Below are 20,719 nucleotides of genomic sequence, written 5' to 3' on the forward strand. Positions count from 1 at the left end.
TACACTAGGCCGGATTTATGGCTGGCCAGGATTAGGCATGATTTACGATTTCCCCCTCAATGAAAAAAGCCGGACCTATCTTCGTCTGGAATCCCTGTTTTCCCAGATCCGCGACAATCTGGAGAACGACCAGCCCTGGGCTCATATCGCCTTCTTCAAAGGGTTGTTCGATCTGCAGGAGTTGCTGGAGCGTGGTGACCTGCGTGCCGACCTGATCAAGGATCTCGAGCGTCTCGGCCAGCGCCTGAGCCACTGGGCCAGCCTGCCTGACGTCGATCTGGAGCAGATCAAGCAGATGCAGCACGAGAGCAGTCAGCTCTCCCGCAGCCTGCTCAACTCTCCTCGTCCGGGTGCTCGTCTGAAAGAGGATCGCTTGCTAGGCTCCATCCGCCAGCGCTTCTCCATCCCGGGTGGTCTGTGTGCCTTCGACGTACCGCAGTTGCACCACTGGCTCGGTACGCCAGCCATCACCCGTCATCAGCAAATGCAGCTGTGGCTGAGCGACATCACCCTGCTGATGAATGCCATCACCCTGTTGCTGCGCCTGTGGCGCGAATCAGGCAGCTTCAGCGAACAGGTAGCGACCAATGGTTTCTTTCAGGATACCGCCGAGAGCGCCGAGCTTATCCGCATCAAGCTGCCAGGCAATCTCTGCTGCTACCCCACCCTGAGCGGCCACAAGAACCGCTTTGCGCTGCGCTTCCTGCCAACCGGCGAACAGCCGATTGGCGATGTGCCATTCCAGCTCGCCTGCTGCTAAGGAGTGCTTATGGTCACCAAGGTAAAGTGCCCGACCTGCCAGAGCGAAGTGGAATGGGGCCCGCAGAGCCCGTTTCGCCCTTTCTGCAGCAAGCGCTGCCAGCTGATCGATCTCGGCGAGTGGGCCGATGAAGAGAAGCGGATCCCCGGGGAGATCAACCCTGACCTGCTGCCAGAGCCGGAAGAGGGTGACCAGTGGCTATAGGCCTACGGCCTCTCGCCTCTGCAAAATGAAAAAAGGGCCAATTGGCCCTTTTTTCATAGCTAGATAACGGCAGGTTACGCCTGAACCGCCTGCAGACGCGCCACTATCGGGCCGTTGGCATCGGGGAAGTGGTAGTTGTGCAGTTCGGCAACCGGCACCCACAAACACTCCTGACCCTCTTTGCCGAAGGGCTCACCGCTGAAACGGGTCACTTTCCAGATATCGAGCAGTACCTGCTTCTCGGGGTAGTCGTGATGCAGCTCCATGAAGGGGGCACAATCCTGCACCCGGATCCCGATCTCTTCCCACAGCTCCCGATCCAGCGCTGTCAGCAGATCCTCACCAGACTCCACCTTGCCGCCGGGAAACTCCCAGCGATCGCCCTGATGGCGGTCGGAAGAGCGCTTGGCAATGAAGATATCGCCCTGTTCGTTCTCGATGACGCCAACGGCCACCCAGATCCGTTTTTTCTGTTCCATCAATTACCTCTGTTCGCTTGTTGCCACCAATAACAAGGCGGGCACTGGGCCCGCCTTTTATGGCATCGGGTCGATCAGGTCAACTGACCGTGGCAATGCTTGTACTTTTTGCCGGAGCCGCACGGGCAGGGATCGTTGCGACCGACCTTCTGCTCGTCACGCACGAAGGTGGTGTGACCCTCGGCAACACTTTCCTCTTCGTCCGCCAGCTGGTTCTCGGCGGCAGCGTGGGTGTAGGTGCGGGGGGCAGACTCGGCCTGCTGGCGCTGCTGCTCTTCCATCGCCTCTACATCGCGCTCCTGCACCTGAACCCGGCTCAGGATGCTGACCACGTCGCGCTTGAGGGTTTCCAGCATCTGGGTGAACAGATCGAAGGATTCGCGCTTGTACTCCTGCTTGGGGTTCTTCTGGGCGTAGCCGCGCAGATGGATGCCCTGACGCAGGTGGTCCATGGCTGCCAGATGCTCTTTCCAGAGGCCATCCAGAGTCTGCAGCATCACCGCTTTCTCGAAGTTGCGCAGCACCTCTTTGCCAACCAGCTCTTCCTTGTGGGCATAGAGCTTGGTGGCTTCGTCCAGAATGCGCTCGCGCAGCTTTTCTTCGTAAAGCTTGTCATCTTCCGCCAGCCACTGCTGCAGCGGCAGATCCAGCGCGAAGTCGGCCTTCAGGCGAGCTTCCAGACCCGGCACATCCCACATCTCCTCCAGAGACTGGGGCGGGATGTACTCGTCAATGATGGCGCCATAGACGTCATCGCGGATAACGTGAATGGTCTCGGAGATGTCGTTGGTGTCCAGCAACTCGTTGCGCTGCTCGTAAACCACCTTACGCTGGTCGTTGGCCACGTCGTCAAACTCCAGCAAGCTCTTGCGGATGTCGAAGTTGCGACCTTCCACCTTGCGCTGGGCATTTTCAATCGCCTTGGTGACCCACGGGTGCTCGATGGCCTCACCCTCTTCCATGCCCAGCTTCTTCATCATGCCGGTCACGCGATCGGAGGCGAAGATCCGCATCAGGGTATCTTCCATGGAGAGATAGAAACGGGAGGAGCCCGGGTCACCCTGACGACCGGAACGGCCGCGCAGCTGGTTGTCGATACGACGGGATTCGTGACGTTCGGTACCGATGATATGCAGACCGCCGGCAGCCAGCACCGCATCATGACGCACCTGCCAGGCCGCTTTGAGCTCGGCAACCTGAGCCTCGGTCGGATTCTCCAGCTTGGCGATCTCCGCCTGCCAGTTACCACCCAGCACTATGTCGGTACCACGACCCGCCATGTTGGTGGCGATGGTGACCGCTCCAGTCTGGCCAGCCTGAGCGACGATCTCCGCTTCCATGGCGTGGAACTTGGCGTTCAGCACCTGGTGCGGGATCTTCTCCTTGTTGAGGATGCCGGAGAGCAGCTCGGAGTTTTCGATGGAAACGGTACCCACCAGCACCGGCTGGCCACGCTCCACGCACTCGCGGATGTCCTTGACGATGGCGGCATACTTCTCGTTGGCGGTCAGGTAGACCAGATCGCCCATGTCTTTGCGCACCATCGGCTTATTGGTCGGGATAACCACGGTATCCAGGCCATAAATCTGCTGGAATTCAAAGGCTTCTGTATCAGCAGTACCGGTCATGCCCGCCAGCTTGTTGTAGAGACGGAAGTAGTTCTGGAAGGTGATGGAAGCCAGAGTCTGGTTTTCGTTCTGGATCTTGACCCCTTCCTTCGCCTCGACCGCCTGATGCAGACCATCAGACCAGCGACGACCCGGCATGGTACGGCCGGTATGCTCGTCTACAATGACGATCTCGTCCTTCTGCACGATGTAGTCGACGTTGCGCTCAAACAGGGTATGGGCGCGCAGACCGGCGTTGACGTGGTGCAGCAGGCTGATGTTGGTAGCGGAGAACAGAGAGTCGTTCTCGTCGAGCAGCCCCTCTTTCTTGAGCAGCTCTTCCACGAAGATCTGGCCGTTTTCGGTCAGCAGCGCCTGACGGTTCTTCTCGTCTACCGTGTAGTGACCGTCGCCGGTGTACTCCTCGGTATCTTCCTTGTCCTGCTTGACCAGCAGCGGGATCAGCTTGTTGACGCGAATATAGAGCTCGGAGCTGTCTTCGGCCGGGCCGGAGATGATGAGCGGGGTACGGGCTTCATCGATGAGTACCGAGTCCACCTCATCCACCAGCGCGTAGTTGAGCGGACGCTGGACGCGCTGCTCCGGCGAGAATGCCATGTTGTCGCGCAGGTAGTCGAAACCGAATTCGTTGTTGGTACCATAGGTGATGTCGGCCGCATAGGCGTCACGCTTCTGGGACGCATCCATACCCGGCACGTTGCACGCAACGGTCATGCCGAGGAAGGAGAACAGCGGGCGGTTTGCCTCGGCGTCACGCTTGGCCAGATAGTCGTTCACGGTCACGACGTGGACGCCGCGGCCGCTCAGGGCATTCAGGTAAGCCGGCAGGGTCGCAGTCAGGGTCTTACCCTCACCGGTCTTCATTTCAGCGATGCGGTTGGAGTTCAGCACCATACCGCCGATCAGCTGCACGTCGAAGTGGCGCATGCCGAATACCCGCTTGGAAGCTTCGCGCACAGTGGCGAACGCTTCCGGCAGCAGCTGCTCCAGAGTTTCACCCTGCTCCAGACGCTGACGGTACTCGGCCGTTTTGGCCTGCAGCTCGGCATCCGAGAGAGCCTCGAATTGCGGCTCCATGGCATTGATCTGTTTTACAATTTTGCGCAAAGCCTTGAGCGTTCTGTCGTTCCGGCTGCCGATAATCTTGGTAAGCAGTGTGCTAATCATGGGTACCAACTATTTCTGGTTATATAAAGCGTTCCGTCACTGGAACCTGAAGAAAAAACCTAACCCCGGCTGGCACTGAGAAAGCGTGCGGGGTTTACCTGACGACCATCTTTCAACACTTCGTAATGCAAATGGACCCCGGTCGCGCGACCGGTGCGTCCCATCAAGGCAATCTTCTGCCCCTGATCAACCAGGGTGCCCACCTCGACCAGCAACTTTGAGTTGTGGGCATAGCGGGTGACCAGACCATTGCCGTGATTAATCTCCACCATGTTGCCAAATTCCGGATGACGGCCGGCCCAGCTGACAATGCCGGGCCCGGTGGCCAGAATGGGGGTCCCGGGTTTGCCACGGTAATCCACCCCTTTGTGCATCTTGGCACGCCCGTTGAACGGATCGACCCGTCCGCCAAAGCCGGACGAGACCCAAACTCGCTCCTGCTTGACCGGCGTGCCGGAAATAAAACCGGCATCGGTGATATGGTGATTCATGATGAAAGATTCAAGTACCGACAGCTGCTCTTCCCGACTGCTGAGCTGTTGGCTGAGATGTTTCATGGAGGCTTGCAGCTCATTGAGACTCACTTCCAGATCTTCATCGTAAGAGGGGCCGCCCATCGGGGGCAGCTCTTTGAAATTGAACTCTTCGGGATCGAGGTCGGCCTGCTCGGTCAGTCGTTCACCAAGGGCATTCAGGCGGCCAAGCTGCCCCTGCATGGTGCCAACCTGGGCTGCCAGCATCGCCAGCTGCTCGCGGGCCTCATCGCCACTCTGGTCTACGGAACGCTGTTCGGCCATGGCCAGCGCCACTTCCAGCGCGTCCATCTTCTGCTGCCAGCTCTGCCAGAGCCAGCCACCACCAAGGGCCAACAGGGAAAAAACAATACCGCCGACCCATGCCAGACGTTGTTTTGGTAAGTGCAACCTGCGTCGCTGCTTGCCGTGGAGGATCAGGGTAATGCTCATAGAAATCAGTCTGCTCGGTCAGGTGCGGCCATGAGCCTGCACGGGAAATAAAACCGGGAGATAGTCGGTATTAAAGGATGGAGTAAACAAATGACGGAACGTCGGTGCGGAGAGGGGACCGACGTTCCGTTGCACAGCTATCAGGCCAGAACCAGACCGTTATCGTAGTAAGCGATAGGCGCTTTGTCGCCCTCACCCTCGAAGGTCACCAGTTCCCAAGCCTCCTGCTCGGCCAGCAGGGCACGCAGCAGTTTGTTGTTCAGGGCATGCCCTGTCTTGTAAGCGCGGAACTCACCGATAATGCTGCGGTTGCACATATAGAGGTCACCGATTGCGTCCAGCATCTTGTGCTTGACGAACTCGTCCTCGTAACGCAGACCATCTTCGTTCAGTACCCGGTAGTCATCCAGCACCACGGCGTTTTCCAGGCTTCCGCCCAGCGCCAGATTCTGGGAACGCAGGTACTCGATATCACGCATGAACCCGAAAGTACGGGCGCGGCTGATCTCTTTCACGAAGGAGGCACCGGAGAAATCCAGTACACAACGCTGGTTGCGCCCTTCAAAGACCGGATGCTGGAAATCGATCTCGAGATCCATCTTGAAGCCATTGCGATAGGGGTGGAATTCCGCCCACTTGTCGCCATCTTCAACCCGGATGCTCTTCTTGATCCGCACAAACTGCTTGGCAGCATTTTGCTCACGGATCCCGACTTCCTGCAGCAGGTAGATAAAGGGATGCGCGCTGCCGTCCATTACCGGGATCTCGGGCGCGTCAACCTCGACGTAGAGGTTGTCGATCCCCATCCCGGCCAACGCGGCGGAGAGGTGCTCAATGGTAGAGACACGCACGCCGGCTTCGTTGACCAGAGCGGTACAGAGCACGGTATCACGCACCTGATCGGCATTGGCTGGCAGCTCCACCACAGGATTCAGGTCGGTACGCAAGTAAACGATCCCTGTATTCACAGGAGCCGGACGGAATGTCATGGTGACTTTCCGGCCCGAATGCAGGCCGACGCCAGTCGCCTGAACACTCGTTTTCAAGGTTCTTTGTCTAATCATGGGTGTACCCTAAACAGCTTAAAATCCGGACCAGATGGTCGTTGGCAGGCCATCTTAGCACATTCCTTAAGCAACAGACAAATACGCCTCATAAGAGACTTAGTCTGCCTGCTTGCGCAGGAACGCCGGAATATCCAGATAATCCGGTTCACGACGGGCTTGCGGCTCAGCGTTAACCACCTTGGCCGGGGCTTCGTCCATCACGCGGCCCTGCATCATGTCGCTGACCAGCGGCTGACGTACCGGGCGCTCTTGCACCTGGCTGCTCTTGACCAGAGTGATGTCCGGCTTGCGCTCGGCACCGATACCGGTGGCAACCACGGTCACACGCAGTTCGTCGTGCATTTCCGGATCGATTACGGTACCCACTACTACAGTGGCGTTCTCGGAAGCGAAGGCCTTGACCGCGTTACCGACGGTTTCGAACTCTTCGATGGTCATGTCCATGCCGGCAGTGATGTTGACCAGGATGCCGCGGGCACCGGCCAGGTCCACGTCTTCCAGCAGCGGGCTGGAGATGGCCTTCTCGGCCGCTTCTTCGGCACGGTCATCACCGGAGGCTGAACCGGTACCCATCATGGCGGTACCCATTTCGCGCATAACGGTACGCACGTCCGCAAAGTCGACGTTGATCAGGCCTGGACGGGTGATCAGCTCGGCAATGCCCTGTACCGCGCCAAGCAGCACATCGTTGGCCGCCTTGAAGGCGTCCAGCAGGGAGATGCCACGACCCAGCACCTTCAGCAACTTGTCGTTGGGGATGGTGATCAGGGAGTCGACGTTCTTGGAGAGCTCTTCGATACCGTGCGCAGCGAAGCCCATCCGCTTCTTCCCTTCGAAGGAGAACGGCTTGGTCACCACAGCAACGGTCAGGATGCCCATTTCGCGCGCCACTTCGGCCACGATCGGCGCAGCACCGGTACCGGTACCACCGCCCATACCGGCAGCGATGAACACCATGTCGGAGCCGGTCAGCAGCTCACGCAGCGCTTCGCGATCTTCCATGGCCGCATCACGACCCACTTCCGGGTTGGCGCCAGCCCCCAGACCTTTGGTGATGCCACCGCCGATCTGCAGAGTGGTGTTGGCACTGGAGTTGCGCAGTGCCTGAGCATCGGTGTTGACGGTAATGAACTCGACACCTTCGATGTTTTGACGAACCATGTGTTCGACAGCGTTGCCGCCGCCGCCACCTACACCGATCACTTTAATGACGGCTTCGTCAGTGTGGCTATCCATAAATTCAAACATGTTGTCTCTCCGCTTTATTTGCCTGACTCAGCAAAATTCTTAAAACTCGCCACGCAGCCAGTTGCTGACCCGTTTGACCAGACCACCGACGCTTGCCTTGGCGGCATATTCTTTGTTGCTACCTGTTGCCTGATGTGTACGGCCGTACTGCAGCAACCCGACCGCAGTCGAGTAAACCGGCGCCTGCACATAATCACTCAAGCCACGAATATTCATGGGCTCCCCTACCCGAACCTGGCTCTGGAAGATCTGCTCTGCACACTCCACAATGCCTTCGATCTGGGCAGCGCCGCCGGTCAAGACCACACCGGCTGCCAGCTGATGCTTGACCCCCTGCGCTTTCAATTCGCTTTGTACCCGCACCAGCTCATCATTCACCATGGAGAGCAACTCGGTGTAGCGGGGCTCGATTACTTCAGCCAGTGTCTGCCGCTGCAGGCTGCGCGCCGGACGACCGCCGACACTGGGCACTTCAATATTGTCTTCTTTGCTGACCAGACGACCGAGGGCGCAGCCGTAGCGCACCTTGATCGCTTCTGCGTCGAGCGGCGGCGTGCCGAAGGCATACGCGATGTCGCTGGTAACCGTGCTGCCAGCGTACGGGATCACCTTGGTGTGACGCAGGGCACCGCCGGTAAACAGCGACATATCCATGGTGCCACCACCGATGTCCACTACGCAGACACCCAGCTCTTTCTCGTCTTCAGTAAGCACCGCGTAACTGGATGCCAGCGCGGAGAAGATCAGCTGATCGACTCGCAGACCCACTTTCTCGACACACTTCTCGATGTTGCGAGCCATGTCGTTATGGCAGGTGATGAGATGCACCTTGGCCGCCATCCGTACACCAGAGAGACCGACCGGATTCTTGATCCCTTCCTGATAGTCGATGGCAAACTCTTGCGGCAGCACGTGTAATACCCGCAGTTCGTCCGAGAGGCGGACCGACTTGGCGGTATGGATCACGTTGTCCACATCCTCCTGGGTCACCTCTTCGTCAGAGATGGGCACCATGCCAGTCTCGTTACGGCAGTCGATATGCTTGCCAGACAAGCCGAGGTAGACCGAGCTGATCTGGCAATCTGCCATCATCTCAGCCTCTTCCACCGCACGGCGCAGTGACTTGACCACGGAGTCGAGGTCGTTGACCCCGCCCTTCTCCATCCCGCGGGAAGCGTGACTGCCCATACCGATGACGTTCAGTTCACCGTCCGGCAATACTTCACCGACCAGAACCGCCACTTTGGTTGTGCCGATATCCAGTCCGACAATCAAATTCCTATCTGCGGTGTTGGTCATGCACTTTCTCTTCGCTCTTCTTCCAGCCAACTGCCACTCCGGTATCGTATCGAAGATCCACGTACGCAACCTGCGCGCGGGGTTCGATAGCCGGGAAGGCATCGATAAACCGCTGCAACCGGAGCGCTATGTCGTTGCGCCCCAGAAACAGCTTGATATTGCCATCCAGGGTCAGTTCCCAGGCATGGCGGGGGGTCAGATTCACCCCCAGCAACTTGTATCCCTTGGCAGCCAGTTGCGCTTCATACTGCCGACTCTCTTTCAACACCATGGCGGCCTGGTCATCCGGCCCCGACAGCTGCAACAGCGGTGTCTTGACCCGATCGGGTGCACTGAATACCTTGCCTTTGGTGTTGACGAAGCGGTTGCCGTTCCAGCGCGCCGCCACGTCCTGTTCTGTCAGGTAGACCTTGATCTTATTCGGCCACTTCTTGCGTACCGATACCGAGGCTACCCATGGCAGGGCATTGAGCCGCGCCTGCAATTCGTTGACGTCCAATTCGAAGAAGTTGCGTGACTCGGCGCCATCCAGCACGGCCATCCGCAGCTCTTCGGTTTCCAGATACTGGTGTTGCCCCTGCAGCAACAGCTCGCTCATGGGCAACCGGTTGGCATCCGTCAGCCAACCTTTAACATCCAGCGCAGTCCGATAGCAGCCCCATATCACCAGCAGGAAAAACATCACGCCTGCGATGAAGCCGCCCTTGGTGCGCCCCTGTGCCCTTGCCTCCACCCGCTCGATCCCCGTGTAACGCGCTAAACCGGCCTTTTGACAGACCGGTTCGCCATTATATAGGCCCCGGCTTGGCGGTCAAAATACTCATTGGGCCCTCAGGCACCAGATTTCATGCTATCTATGCTCAATTTCATCTCGCCGAGACGGCGAGCCAGAGCCCCGACGTTCCCTGCCCCCTGAGTCAGCACCAGATCCCCTTCGCCAACCAGATCTGCCAGCACCGCTGGAACATCATCCGGCGTCGCCACAAAGATGGGTTCCAGATTGCCGCGCGAACGGATGGAGCGACACAGCGCACGACCGTCAGCACCTGGGATCGGATCCTCGCCGGCAGCATAAACCTCCAGCATTACCAGTACGTCTACCTTGGAGAGCACATCGGCGAAGTCCTCGTAGAGGTCGCGGGTGCGGGTATAACGGTGCGGCTGGAACACCATCACCAGACGCTTCTCCGGCCAGCCGGCACGGGCGGCATTGATAGTGACCTTCACTTCACTCGGATGGTGACCGTAATCGTCCACCAGCATCGCCTTGCCGCGACCGGTTTCAAACTCGCCATACTGCTGGAAGCGACGACCGACCCCTTCAAATTTGGCCAGCGCACGGATGATGGCATCGTCGCTAACCCCGTCTTCCGTCGCGACAGCAATCGCCGCGGCAGCGTTCAAGGCGTTGTGGATCCCCGGCAAGTTGAGGGTTACCTGCAGCTCACCCGCATCTTTGCGGCGCACCCGGAAGCAGCTGTGGTTGGTGGTCTGGACAAAATCCAGCACCTGCACATCGGCATCGTCAGAGAGACCATAGGTCAGGGTCGGGCGCGCAATCTCGGGCTGCATGCCACGAATCACCGGGTCATCGATACAGACCACCGCCAGACCGTAGAAAGGCAGGTTGTGCAGAAACTCGATGAAGGTGGCCTTCAGCTTGGAGAAATCACCGCCGTAGGTATCCATGTGATCCTCTTCGATGTTGGTCACGATAGAGACCATCGGCTGCAGATGCAGGAAGGAGGCATCGCTCTCATCCGCCTCGGCGATCAGGTAACGGCTGCTGCCCAGACGGGCATTGGTGCCGGCGCTGTTGAGCAGGCCACCGATAACGAAGGTCGGATCGCGGTCGGCTTCGGCATAGATGCTTGCCACCAGACTGGTCGTAGTGGTTTTACCATGAGTACCAGCGATGGCGATGCCGTGACGAAAACGCATCAGCTCGGCCAGCATCTCGGCACGGCGCACTACCGGGATCCGCAGCTCACGGGCAGCCAGCAGCTCCGGGTTATCCTGCTTGATCGCGGTGGAGACTACTACCACGCTGGCGCCGTTGACGTGCTCGGCGCTGTGGCCAGTAAAGATATGTGCGCCCAGAGCCTCAAGCCGCTCGGTCACTGCATTGCGAGCCAGATCAGAACCCGTTACCTGATACCCTTCGTTGGCAAGCACTTCGGCGATACCGCCCATACCGGCACCACCGATGCCGATAAAATGGATGCGACGCACGCGGCGCATTTCGGGGATCACAGTACGCAGTTTTGCCAGTTCAACCTTGGTCATAATCGTCTCTTTAGTCTGCCGCAAGCCGTTTGTTCTCAAACGACCTCATCTCACAGCATCAATCTACAAAGGGGTGAGGCTGCACGGCGTGGCCAGTGCAATCTCATCCTTACTCTTTATTTGTCTGCCCTGCGGCGAGTCGTTTGCACTCGTCAGCAACCCGCTCTGCCGCATCGGTAATAGCGACGCGACGGGCGGCCTTGGCCATGTTAAACAGAGTCTCCCTGCGCCCGGCTAGCCAGGAGAGACGCGCAGCCAGCGAGGCTGTGGTCAACTCGGACTGAGGCAGGAACTCAGCCGCACCACCGTCGACAAGCGTCAGGGCGTTGCGGGTCTGGTGATCATCCACTGCATGGGGCAGCGGCACGAAGATAGCAGCCACACCGGCAGCAGCCACTTCGGAAACGGTCAGTGCACCCGCCCGGCAGACCACCAGGTCGGCCCAGGCATAGGCTCCCGCCATATCCTTGATAAACTCGCTTACCTCGGCATTGATGCCGTGTTGGGCATAGGCTGCACTGACGGTGTCGCTATTGCCCTTGCCGCACTGGTGACGCACCTCGATAGGCACACCAGCCGCAGCGACCGCTGCGGGCACCTGCTCGTTGAGCACGCGAGCCCCCAGACTTCCGCCCACGATCAGAAGGTGCAACGGCTCGCTGCTGCTACGCAGTTGCGGATCGGGCAGTGCGACCACTTCGGGGCGAACCGGATTGCCCACCACGGCAGTGCGGCGGCTCGGAGCAAACGCCCCCGGGAATGCCATCAACACCCGCTTGGCGATACGCGCCAGCAGCTTGTTGGTCATACCTGCTGCAGCATTCTGTTCGTGCAGCAGCAACGGGATCCCGGAGAACCAGGCCGCGACGCCACCCGGGCCGGAGGCAAAGCCGCCCATACCGAGCACCACATCAGGACGAACGGTCTTGAGCACCTGACGCGCCTGCAGCACGGATTTCACGATGCGATAGGGCGCCGCCAGCAACCGCTTGATACCGTTGCCACGCACCCCCTGAATATCGATAAAGGAGATGGGATAGCCGTGGGCTGGCACCAGCTCGGCTTCCATCCGGTCGGCGGTACCCAGCCAGTGGACAGTCCAGCCCTGCTCCTTCAATCGATCGGCTACGGCCAGACCCGGGAAGACATGTCCCCCGGTACCACCTGCCATCACCAACAGCGTCTTGCTCACTAAACCTCCCGCACCCGCGCCTGGGCTGTCGCCTGACGCAACTCAAAATCGATTCGAATCAACATGCTCACTGCCACCGTCATGATGATGAGACTGGAGCCACCGTAACTCACGAGTGGCAAGGTCAACCCTTTGGTCGGCATCATGCCGCTGGCCGCGCCAACGTTAACGAAGGTCTGGAAACTGAACCAGATCCCGATACCGATGGCCAGATAACCGTCATAGAGGCGATCGGCAGCCAGAGCCTTGTGGCCCAGTTTCAGTGCCTTGACCGCCAGTGCGAAGATCAGGAACAGCGCCCCCAGAACACCGGCATAGCCGAGCTCTTCACCGAGGATCGCAAAGACGAAGTCGGTATGCGCTTCCGGCAGGTACTCCATCTTCTGGATGGAGTTGCCCAGCCCTTCGCCAAACCAGCTGCCGCGGCCAAACGCCATCAGCGACTGGGTCAACTGGTAGCCACTGCCAAACGGATCGGCCCAGGGATCCATAAAGGAGGTAACCCGTCGCATCCGGTAAGGCTCGACGATGATCAGCATCACCACGGCACCGACACCGGCACCGATCAGAGTCAGGAACTGCCCGAGTCGGGCGCCAGCCAGAAAGAGCATGCCGAACGAGGTAACAAACATCACCACGGTGGAGCCCAGGTCAGGCTGCAGCAGCAACAGAACGGCCAGCACCCCGAATACCGCCAGCGGTTTGAGGAAGCCAATCCAGGCTTCACGCACCTCGTTCTGGCGCCGCACCAGATAACCAGCCAGATAGACAAAGAGCGCCAGCTTGCCGAATTCGGCAGGCTGCAGGTTGAACGGGCCGAGCGGCAACCAGCGCACCGCACCGTTGACGTTGCGCCCCACCAGCAGCACCAGCACCAGCATCAGAATGGCCAGCAGCAGCATGGGGCCGTTGTGCTCCTGCCAGCGTGCCATCGGCACCTGCAGCACGAACCAGGAGATGCCGAGCGCCATCACCAGAAACATGGCGTGACGTTTCACGAACATGAAGGGATCGTTGCCCAGAGAGATCCCCTCGGGGATCGAGGCAGATGCCACGATCACCACCCCGAGCGCCATCAGCGCAAGCGCCAGCACAACCAGCTGACGATCATAGAGACCAGCTGGACGCGCCGGTAACAACCAGCGCTGGAAAAGACCTGCGGCTGCGCGAAGGGCGTTCATAGCGCCATCACCATCTCGGTAAAGCGATCGCCGCGCACCTCGAACGACTTGAACAGATCGAGGCTGGCACAGGCCGGCGCCAGCAGCACCCAGTCACCGGGTCTGGCATCGGCAGCCGCCTTGGCAACGGCGGCAGCAAGGTCGGCAACCCGTTCGGTCTGCTCACCCAGCGCCAGCAGCACCTCGGCATCCTGACCGAAGCAGTACATGTGATCGATCTGGTTGCCCAGCAGCGCCTGAATGGGGCCAAAATCCTGCCCCTTGCCCTGACCACCGGCCAGCAGCAACAGACGACCCTTGACCGACTCGCGCACTCCAGCCACGGCAGCCAGAGTCGCCCCAACGTTGGTCGCCTTGGAGTCGTTGATCCAGCGCACCCCGTTCACCTCGCGCACGAAGCGGGCTCGGTGCGGCAGACCTTCAAAACGGCGCAACACGGTGAGTTGCGCTGCGCGGGGAATGCCGACCGCATCGCACAGCGCCATGGCGGCCAGCGCATTGGCCTGATTGTGGGCGCCGACAATCTTCATCTCGTCCACCGCCAACAGCGGTTCGCCGTGCAGGGTCAGCCAGTAGCGGCCATCCAGCAAGCAACGGCCATAGCCATTGCAGTCGAGGCCAAAGCTCTGCCACACCTGACCCACATCGGGCAGGGTCTGGGCATCGTCACGGTTGACCAGAATGTGTTTGGAGTTCTGATGGATCTCCATCTTGGCGGCGCGATAATCGGCCATGCCCTGATAACGATCCATATGATCTTCACTAAGGTTCAATACCACGGAGGCGGCAGCACGCAAGCTGTAGGTGGTCTCGAGCTGGAAGCTGGAGAGCTCCAGCACGCAGAGATCCATCGGCTGCTTGAGCAGATCGAGCGCCGGCGTACCGATATTGCCGCCAACTCCGACATTGAGTCCGGCTTCGGCAATCATCTCGCCCACCAGCGTGGTCACTGTACTCTTGCCGTTGGAGCCGGTGATGGCGATGACCGGTGTCTGGGTCTCGCGCACAAACAGCTCGATATCCCCGATGATCTGCACACCACGCTCGGCAGCCGCTTTCAATTCGGGGGTCGCCAAGGCAATGCCCGGGCTCGCTACGATCATGTGTGCCTGCTTGAGCAGCTCTTCATCCAGCCCGTGGATAAGCTCCACTTCTGGCGGCAGCTGATCCTTGCCGGGCGGGTTGGCACGGGTATCCATCACCAGCGGCGTGACGCCACGGCCGAGGAAGTAGTCGACGCAGGAGAGTCCGGTTTTACCCAATCCGATGATGATGACCATGGCCTTACCTCACCTTCAGGGTGGCAAGACCCAGCAGCACCAGCACGAGGGTAATGATCCAGAAGCGCACGATAACGCGCGGCTCCGGCCAGCCCTTCTTCTCGTAGTGGTGATGGATCGGCGCCATGCGGAAGATCCGCACGCCGCGCAGCTTGTATGAACCCACCTGCAGGATCACCGAGACTGTCTCCATCACGAAGACTCCGCCCATGATCACCAGCAGAAACTCCTGACGCACCAGCACGGCGATGGTACCGAGCGCGCCGCCCAGCGCCAGCGAGCCGACGTCGCCCATGAAGACCTGCGCCGGATAGGTGTTGAACCAGAGGAAGCCCAGACCCGCACCGACGATGGCGGTACAGACGATCACCAGCTCGGAGGTATAGGGAACATAGGGAATATGCAGGTAACTGGCGAAGTTGACGTTGCCGGTTGCCCAGGCAATAAACGCAAAGCCGCCCGCCACCATCACGGTCGGCATGATGGCCAAGCCATCCAGACCATCGGTCAGGTTGACCGCGTTGGAGGTACCGACGATGACAAAGTAGGTCAGCAGGATAAACATCAGGCCAAGCTGCGGCATCACATCCTTGAGGAAGGGCACCACCAGCTGGGTCTGACCATCGTGGGTGGCAGTAGCATAGAGGAATACCGCCACTCCCAGCGCAACGGCGGATTGCCAGAAGTACTTCCAGCGGGCGATCAGACCGTCAGTGTTCTTGCGCACCACCTTGAGGTAGTCGTCGGCAAATCCGATGGCACCGTAGGCCCCCAGCACAAACAGCACTAACCAGACATAGGGGTTGTCGAGGCGGCACCAGAGCAACACGGAAGTGAAGATGGCGGCAATGATCATCAGCCCCCCCATGGTCGGGGTACCTCGCTTGCTGAGGTGAGACTCGGGACCATCGTTGCGGATCACCTGACCAAACTTCAGGATCTGCAGGCGACGGATCAGGCGAGGCCCCATCCAGAGCGCAACACCCAGACCGGTAATGATCGACAGGATGGCGCGAAACGTCAGGTAGGAAAAGACGTTGAAGAAGGTGAAGTGCGGAGTAAGCAGTTCAGCCAGCCAGACTAGCATGCAGCTGACTCCTGATGGTCGACGACCATCTTGACGATATCTTCCATGCGGGAGCCACGGGCCCCTTTGACCAGAATCGAAATTTCCTGATGTGTATTAATCATTTGCGCAAGCACTTCAAACAACGACGCCTTGTTTTCGAAATGTCGGCCAGCCGCGGCATCTGCGGTATGGCGACTCTCTTCCCCCACTGTCAGCACGGCATCCAGACCGCACGCGCGGGCATGATGGCCAACCCGGGCATGTTGCTCGGCAGACTCTTCACCCAGTTCCCGCATGTCACCGAACACCAGCACCTTGAAGCCGCTCATGGCGGTCAACGCATCGATGCCCGCCAGCACGGACTCCACGCTGGCATTGTAGGTATCGTCCACCAGGGTCAGACCGCCCCAGCGCTGAACACAGAAGCGTCCCTTGACCGGCGCCATCTGCTCCAGACCGGCTTTGACCGAGGCCAGAGAAGCACCGAGCGCCAAGGTACCAGCGGCGGCAGCCAGCGCATTAGCCACGTTATGGCGGCCGGGGATCGCCAGAGTCAGGCTCACCTCACCCTGCGGGGTCACCATCACGAACTCGGCACAACCCTGAGTGTTGAGAACCACATCGCGAGCATGGAACGGTTGGCTCTGATCTTCGATGGAGAAGGCGCAGCGAATACCACGCTCACGCCACTTAGGCCAGAATTCGTTGTCGGCGTTGACGATGGCGCTGCCGCCTTCGCTCAAGCCCTCAAAAATCTCGCTCTTGGCATGGAACACCCCTTCCAGCGAGCCAAAACCCTCCAGATGAGCCGCAGCCACGTTGTTGATGATGGCGGCATCCGGTTTAGCCAGCGAGGTGGTCCAGGCAATCTCGCCCGGATGGTTGGCTCCCAGCTCCATCACCGCAAACTTGTGTTGCGGTTCGAGGCGCAGCAGGGTGAGCGGCACGCCCACCTCATTGTTGAAGTTACCAGCGGTGGCCAACACTTCCCCTTCGTTGCGCAGGATGGCAGTCGCCATCTCCTTCACCGTGGTCTTGCCGCAGCTGCCGGTGATAGCCAGCACTTTCGGGTTGATGCGCTCACGCACCAGTTTGCCGAGACGGCCCAACCCCTTGAGGGTATCGGCTACCACCAGTTGGGGAATGGCCAGCGGCAGTTCACGCTCGACCAGCAGGGCAGAGGCCCCCGCCGCCAGCGCCTGATCGCAAAAATCGTGGGCATCGAAGCGCTCGCCGCGCAGTGCAACAAACAGAGCGCCAGTACCCAGGGTACGGGTATCGGTGCTGACCGCAGTAATCTCGCCATCTTCACCAATCAGACGGGCATCGAGCACCTGCGCCAGGTCGGCAAGCCTGAGGGTCATCATTTGAATGACTCCATTAATGTGTGCAAAGCGGCGGCGACGGTTTCCCGGTCGCTATAGTGCCGCTTGTCGGTTCCAATGATTTGATAATCCTCGTGACCTTTGCCGGCCACCAGAATGATGTCCTGTTTGCTCGCCTGACGGATGGCCAGGGTGATTGCCTTGACCCGATCGTGCTCAACCTGCACCGCAGCAGGATCGCGAAGACCCGCCACCATGTCGGCCATGATCCGGGCCGGCTCCTCGGTACGGGGATTGTCGTCGGTCAGGATCACGCGATCCGCATACTGTTCAGCCATGGCTGCCATCATGGGGCGCTTGCCGCGATCCCGATCACCACCACAGCCAACCAGACACCAGAGCTGGCCTTTGCAGTGCACTCGCAGTGCCTGCAGCGCCTTGTCCAGCGCGTCCGGGGTGTGGGCATAGTCGACCACCGCAAGCGGCGTATCACCACCACCAAAGCACTCCATGCGACCGGTCACCGGCTGCAATTTCGGGGCAGTTGCCAGCAGCTCGTCGAAGTCATAGCCAAGTACCAGCATGACTCCCATCGCCGCCAGCACATTGCTGACGTTGAAGCGCCCGAGCAAGGGGGCGGATAATACACCATTCCCCCAGCTGGAGTTAATCTGCGCGCGAAAACCTTGCTGGTGAAAATCGAGTTGCTGCGCCGTTAACTGACGGCCGGAATGGTTTTCAATCGGGCCATTAACGCTGAACGCCACCGCTGAGGGGTATTTTTCGAGCCACTTGGCACCCAGCTCGTCATCGCGGTTGATCACTGCGTTCGCTTCGTCGACCAGCTGCAACAGTTGCTCCTTGGCGGCACCATAGGCCTCCATGGTGCCGTGGTAGTCGAGGTGATCCCGACTCAGGTTGGTGAAGACCGCGGCAGCAAACGGCAAGGCAGCAACCCGATGTTGCACCAGACCGTGGCTGGAGACCTCCATCGCCACCAGATCCGCCCCCTGCTCTTGCAGAGCGGCCAGATTGGCTTGCACCTGAACGGCGCTGCCAGTGGTGTTTTCCGCTTCTATCAGGTTGCCAAACAGACCGTTGCCGATGGTGCCCATCACACCAGCCTTTCCACCCAGCAGGGTGCGCCAGTTGGCGACCAGCAGCGCAGTGGTGCTCTTACCATTGGTCCCCGTGATCCCCACCAGCTCCAGTTTTTTGGCTGGCTGATCGTAGAAATAGCCTGCGAGGGCGGAGAGATGAGCAGGCAAATCGCGCATTCCGATGCAGGGAACGGAAACCGCTGGCGCGATAAATTCACCGTCCTCCTCAAACACAACAGCGGTCGCTCCCTGAGCCACCGCCTGTTCGATAAACTGTCTGCCGTCCACCTGATGGCCACGAATGGCCACAAAGAGAGAGCCGGGGCCGACCCGCCGGCTATCCAGCTGGATATCGGTCATGGCAAGCGCCGGCGCCTTAATGCCGAAGGGGCGCAGTAATGAATCAAGTGCGCGGTGCAACAGGAGCCTCCGTACTGGCGAGTTTGGTGGGTACCGAAGGGGGTACCGCATCCGGACGAATATTGAAGAGTTGCAGCACCCCGCCCATGGCCTCTGCAAACGGCGGGGTCGCCACGGCGCCACCATAGTAGGCGCTGCCTTTTGGCTCGTTGATTACCACCACCATGACGAAACGGGGATCGCTGGCCGGGGCGAAGCCGGCAAACCAGGCCATGTAATCCTTGCCATAGCCACCTGCGACAGCGACCTTAGCGGTACCACTCTTGCCACCCACCCGGTAGCCCGGGATCTTGGCTTTAGGAATGGCGTTGTCGACTACGTACTCCAGCGCCTGCAGCATGGCGGAGGCGTTGTTGTGGTCGATCACCTGCTCACCCTTGGGCGGCGTGGTGACCTTGACGATGGAGATGGGCACCCGCTTGCCCTTGTTGGCCAGGGTAGCGTAGGCGGAAGCCAGCTGCAGCGGGGTAACCCGCAGACCATAACCAAACGAGAGGGTCGCCCGCTCGATATCGGACCAGCGGCGACGCTGGGGCAGCATGCCGCTGCTCTCGCCCATCAGGCCGCTACCGGTATCCATGCCGAAGCCAAACATGCTGAGGGTATTGATCATCTCCTGTGCCGGCATCCGCAGTGCGATGCGCGACATACCGATGTTGGAGGAGTAGCGCAGAATGTCGTAGAGGTTGGTCGCCCGGTGGATACTGACGTCCTTGATCTGCTTGGCGCCAATAAAGAGCGGCCCGCCCTGGATGAAATCTTTCCAGCTGGTGACTCCAGCTTGCAAGGCACTGAGCAAAATCAATGGTTTGACAGTGGAGCCCGGCTCGTAGGTATCGGTGACCACCCGGTTGCGCACCCGGAAGCTCTGATACTGACCGCGGTTGTTCGGGTTGTAGGAGGGGGTGTTGACCATGGCGAGCACTTCGCCGGTCTTGATATCCAGCATCACCATGGAGCCGGATGTCGCCTTGTTCTCGTCGGTGGCCCGCTTGAGCGCACGATAAGCCAGCGCCTGTACCCGTTGATCGATACTGAGCTGCAGATCGTTGGCGTTCTTGCCCTCCTTGACGATGCCAAGACGTTCGATGACCCGCCCTTGACGATCCTTGCGCACCCGCATCTCGCCCGGTGTTGCGGTCAGCCACTCGTCATAGCTGCGCTCGATACCCTCGATGCCGTGGCCATCGATGTTGGTCACCCCAACCAGATGGGCACTGATCTCACCGGTCGGATAGAAGCGGCGCGACTCGGGACGCAGATAGACACCACCCAACTTGAGCCCCTTGATATATTCCGAAACGGCAGGGGTCACCTGACGCTGCAGATAGACAAAGCGCTTGCTGGGACTGGCGATCCGTTGTTTGAGGGTATTGATGTCGATCTTGAGCACGGCAGAGAGCGCCATCCAGGCTCGCTCGTTGTGAATCGCGCCAGACTCGTGCACCGTCTTGGGGTCGGCCCAGACAGCTTCGACCGGCACGGATACCGCGAGCTGTTCACCGTTGCGATCGGTGATCATGCCGCGCACCGCCTGGGTGGAGGTGGTACGCAGGGAGCGCATATCCCCCTCCTGACGCAGGCGGTCAGGGTTGATCACCTGGATCCAGGCCAGACGCAGGATCAGCCCAACAAATGCGATGCCGATGAACACGACCAGCGTGCGAAAGCGCCACGGATAGATCGAGGGCGCTTTGACGTTCGCTTTGGCAGCTTTGGCTGTAGCCTTGCGTTTCATGGCAGGGTAATTACCTTCTCGGTGGTCACCAGAGGGCGACCCATTTGTAACTTATCCATCGCCAGAGTGGCTACCCGGGAATGTTCCGCCAGGGTGCCCTGCTCCAGCAGGAGGTGACGCCATTCGATATTGAGGCGATCCTCTTCGGCCATCAGGTCGTTCTGTTTGGCAGTAAGGCCGCGCGTCATGTTGGTCACCAAAATCACGGCAAATGCAGTCACCAGCACGGCGACCGACAGCAGGATCTGCAGCTTGTGCCGCCAGAGATCCGCAACGATCTCCTTGGCAAGGTGGACACGCACTTCGCTCAT

18 protein-coding genes are annotated in these 20,719 nt (G+C 59.7%); 2 read left to right on the plus strand and 16 right to left on the minus strand.

The genetic code is table 11. The features are described 5' to 3' along the window. Positions 1-37: 37 nt before the first annotated feature. Both zapD and yacG read left to right on the plus strand, forming a co-directional pair. A complete protein-coding gene (gene zapD / locus AACS24_RS12295; RefSeq protein ID WP_041210678.1) occupies positions 38-760 on the plus strand; it encodes a cell division protein ZapD in 723 nt (240 codons plus the stop codon). Positions 761-769: 9 nt separating this feature from the next. Next, complete coding sequence (gene yacG, locus AACS24_RS12300) at positions 770-964, plus strand: DNA gyrase inhibitor YacG (RefSeq protein WP_005336142.1); 195 nt, start codon at positions 770-772, stop codon at positions 962-964. Positions 965-1,038: 74 nt separating this feature from the next. Here the strand turns inward: yacG and mutT are convergent, their stop codons facing one another. The 16 genes from mutT to ftsL all read right to left on the minus strand — a co-directional run bounded on the left by mutT (position 1,039) and on the right by ftsL (position 20,719). Then, positions 1,039-1,443 (minus strand): 8-oxo-dGTP diphosphatase MutT, encoded by a 405-nt coding sequence (gene mutT, locus AACS24_RS12305; protein WP_181364164.1) that lies wholly within the window; start codon positions 1,441-1,443, stop codon positions 1,039-1,041. A gap of 74 nt (positions 1,444-1,517) precedes the next feature. Continuing rightward, a complete protein-coding gene (gene secA / locus AACS24_RS12310; protein ID WP_108570850.1) occupies positions 1,518-4,238 on the minus strand; it encodes a preprotein translocase subunit SecA in 2,721 nt (906 codons plus the stop codon). Between the two features lie 59 nt (positions 4,239-4,297). Beyond that, positions 4,298-5,203, minus strand: a complete 906-nt coding sequence (locus AACS24_RS12315) for a M23 family metallopeptidase (protein ID WP_033115384.1) — start codon at positions 5,201-5,203, stop codon at positions 4,298-4,300. A gap of 140 nt (positions 5,204-5,343) precedes the next feature. Further along, complete coding sequence (lpxC, locus tag AACS24_RS12320; protein WP_005336146.1) at positions 5,344-6,267, minus strand: UDP-3-O-acyl-N-acetylglucosamine deacetylase; 924 nt, start codon at positions 6,265-6,267, stop codon at positions 5,344-5,346. Between the two features lie 99 nt (positions 6,268-6,366). Next, positions 6,367-7,518 carry a cell division protein FtsZ gene (gene ftsZ, locus AACS24_RS12325; RefSeq protein ID WP_005336147.1) on the minus strand — a complete coding sequence of 384 codons (1,152 nt, stop codon included), beginning with the start codon at positions 7,516-7,518 and terminating at the stop codon, positions 6,367-6,369. Positions 7,519-7,557: 39 nt separating this feature from the next. Further along, the gene (gene ftsA / locus AACS24_RS12330; protein WP_005336148.1) at positions 7,558-8,817 is read right to left on the minus strand and encodes a cell division protein FtsA; all 1,260 of its coding nucleotides are present in this window, start codon (positions 8,815-8,817) and stop codon (positions 7,558-7,560) included. After that, positions 8,798-9,550, minus strand: coding sequence for a cell division protein FtsQ/DivIB (locus tag AACS24_RS12335; RefSeq protein WP_181364165.1), 753 nt, complete (start codon positions 9,548-9,550; stop codon positions 8,798-8,800). Before AACS24_RS12335 ends, ftsA begins: the two co-directional genes overlap by 20 nt. Before the next feature lie 98 nt (positions 9,551-9,648). Beyond that, entirely contained in the window at positions 9,649-11,103 is a 1,455-nt protein-coding gene (gene murC / locus AACS24_RS12340) for a UDP-N-acetylmuramate--L-alanine ligase (RefSeq protein WP_108570851.1), read from the minus strand. Positions 11,104-11,212: 109 nt separating this feature from the next. Beyond that, positions 11,213-12,295 (minus strand): undecaprenyldiphospho-muramoylpentapeptide beta-N-acetylglucosaminyltransferase, encoded by a 1,083-nt coding sequence (gene murG / locus AACS24_RS12345; protein ID WP_108570852.1) that lies wholly within the window; start codon positions 12,293-12,295, stop codon positions 11,213-11,215. Then, positions 12,295-13,476: a cell division protein FtsW gene (ftsW, locus tag AACS24_RS12350; protein ID WP_108570853.1), complete on the minus strand. Its 1,182-nt coding sequence runs from the start codon at positions 13,474-13,476 to the stop codon at positions 12,295-12,297. Before ftsW ends, murG begins: the two co-directional genes overlap by 1 nt. Next, complete coding sequence (gene murD, locus AACS24_RS12355) at positions 13,473-14,756, minus strand: UDP-N-acetylmuramoyl-L-alanine--D-glutamate ligase (RefSeq protein ID WP_108570854.1); 1,284 nt, start codon at positions 14,754-14,756, stop codon at positions 13,473-13,475. The genes ftsW and murD overlap by 4 nt, the downstream gene beginning before the upstream one ends. A gap of 4 nt (positions 14,757-14,760) precedes the next feature. After that, positions 14,761-15,843, minus strand: a complete 1,083-nt coding sequence (gene mraY / locus AACS24_RS12360) for a phospho-N-acetylmuramoyl-pentapeptide-transferase (protein WP_005341701.1) — start codon at positions 15,841-15,843, stop codon at positions 14,761-14,763. Continuing rightward, entirely contained in the window at positions 15,837-17,192 is a 1,356-nt protein-coding gene (gene murF, locus AACS24_RS12365; protein ID WP_108570855.1) for a UDP-N-acetylmuramoyl-tripeptide--D-alanyl-D-alanine ligase, read from the minus strand. The genes mraY and murF overlap by 7 nt, the downstream gene beginning before the upstream one ends. Next, entirely contained in the window at positions 17,189-18,673 is a 1,485-nt protein-coding gene (gene murE / locus AACS24_RS12370) for a UDP-N-acetylmuramoyl-L-alanyl-D-glutamate--2,6-diaminopimelate ligase (RefSeq protein WP_108570919.1), read from the minus strand. The genes murF and murE overlap by 4 nt, the downstream gene beginning before the upstream one ends. Further along, on the minus strand, positions 18,654-20,408 hold the full coding sequence (locus tag AACS24_RS12375) for a penicillin-binding transpeptidase domain-containing protein (protein ID WP_108570856.1): 1,755 nt from the start codon (positions 20,406-20,408) through the stop codon (positions 18,654-18,656). The genes murE and AACS24_RS12375 overlap by 20 nt, the downstream gene beginning before the upstream one ends. Further along, the gene (ftsL, locus tag AACS24_RS12380; protein ID WP_005341708.1) at positions 20,405-20,719 is read right to left on the minus strand and encodes a cell division protein FtsL; all 315 of its coding nucleotides are present in this window, start codon (positions 20,717-20,719) and stop codon (positions 20,405-20,407) included. The genes AACS24_RS12375 and ftsL overlap by 4 nt, the downstream gene beginning before the upstream one ends.

Source organism: Aeromonas sp. HMWF016, from assembly GCF_963878195.1.
GTDB lineage: Bacteria > Pseudomonadota > Gammaproteobacteria > Enterobacterales > Aeromonadaceae > Aeromonas > Aeromonas lacus.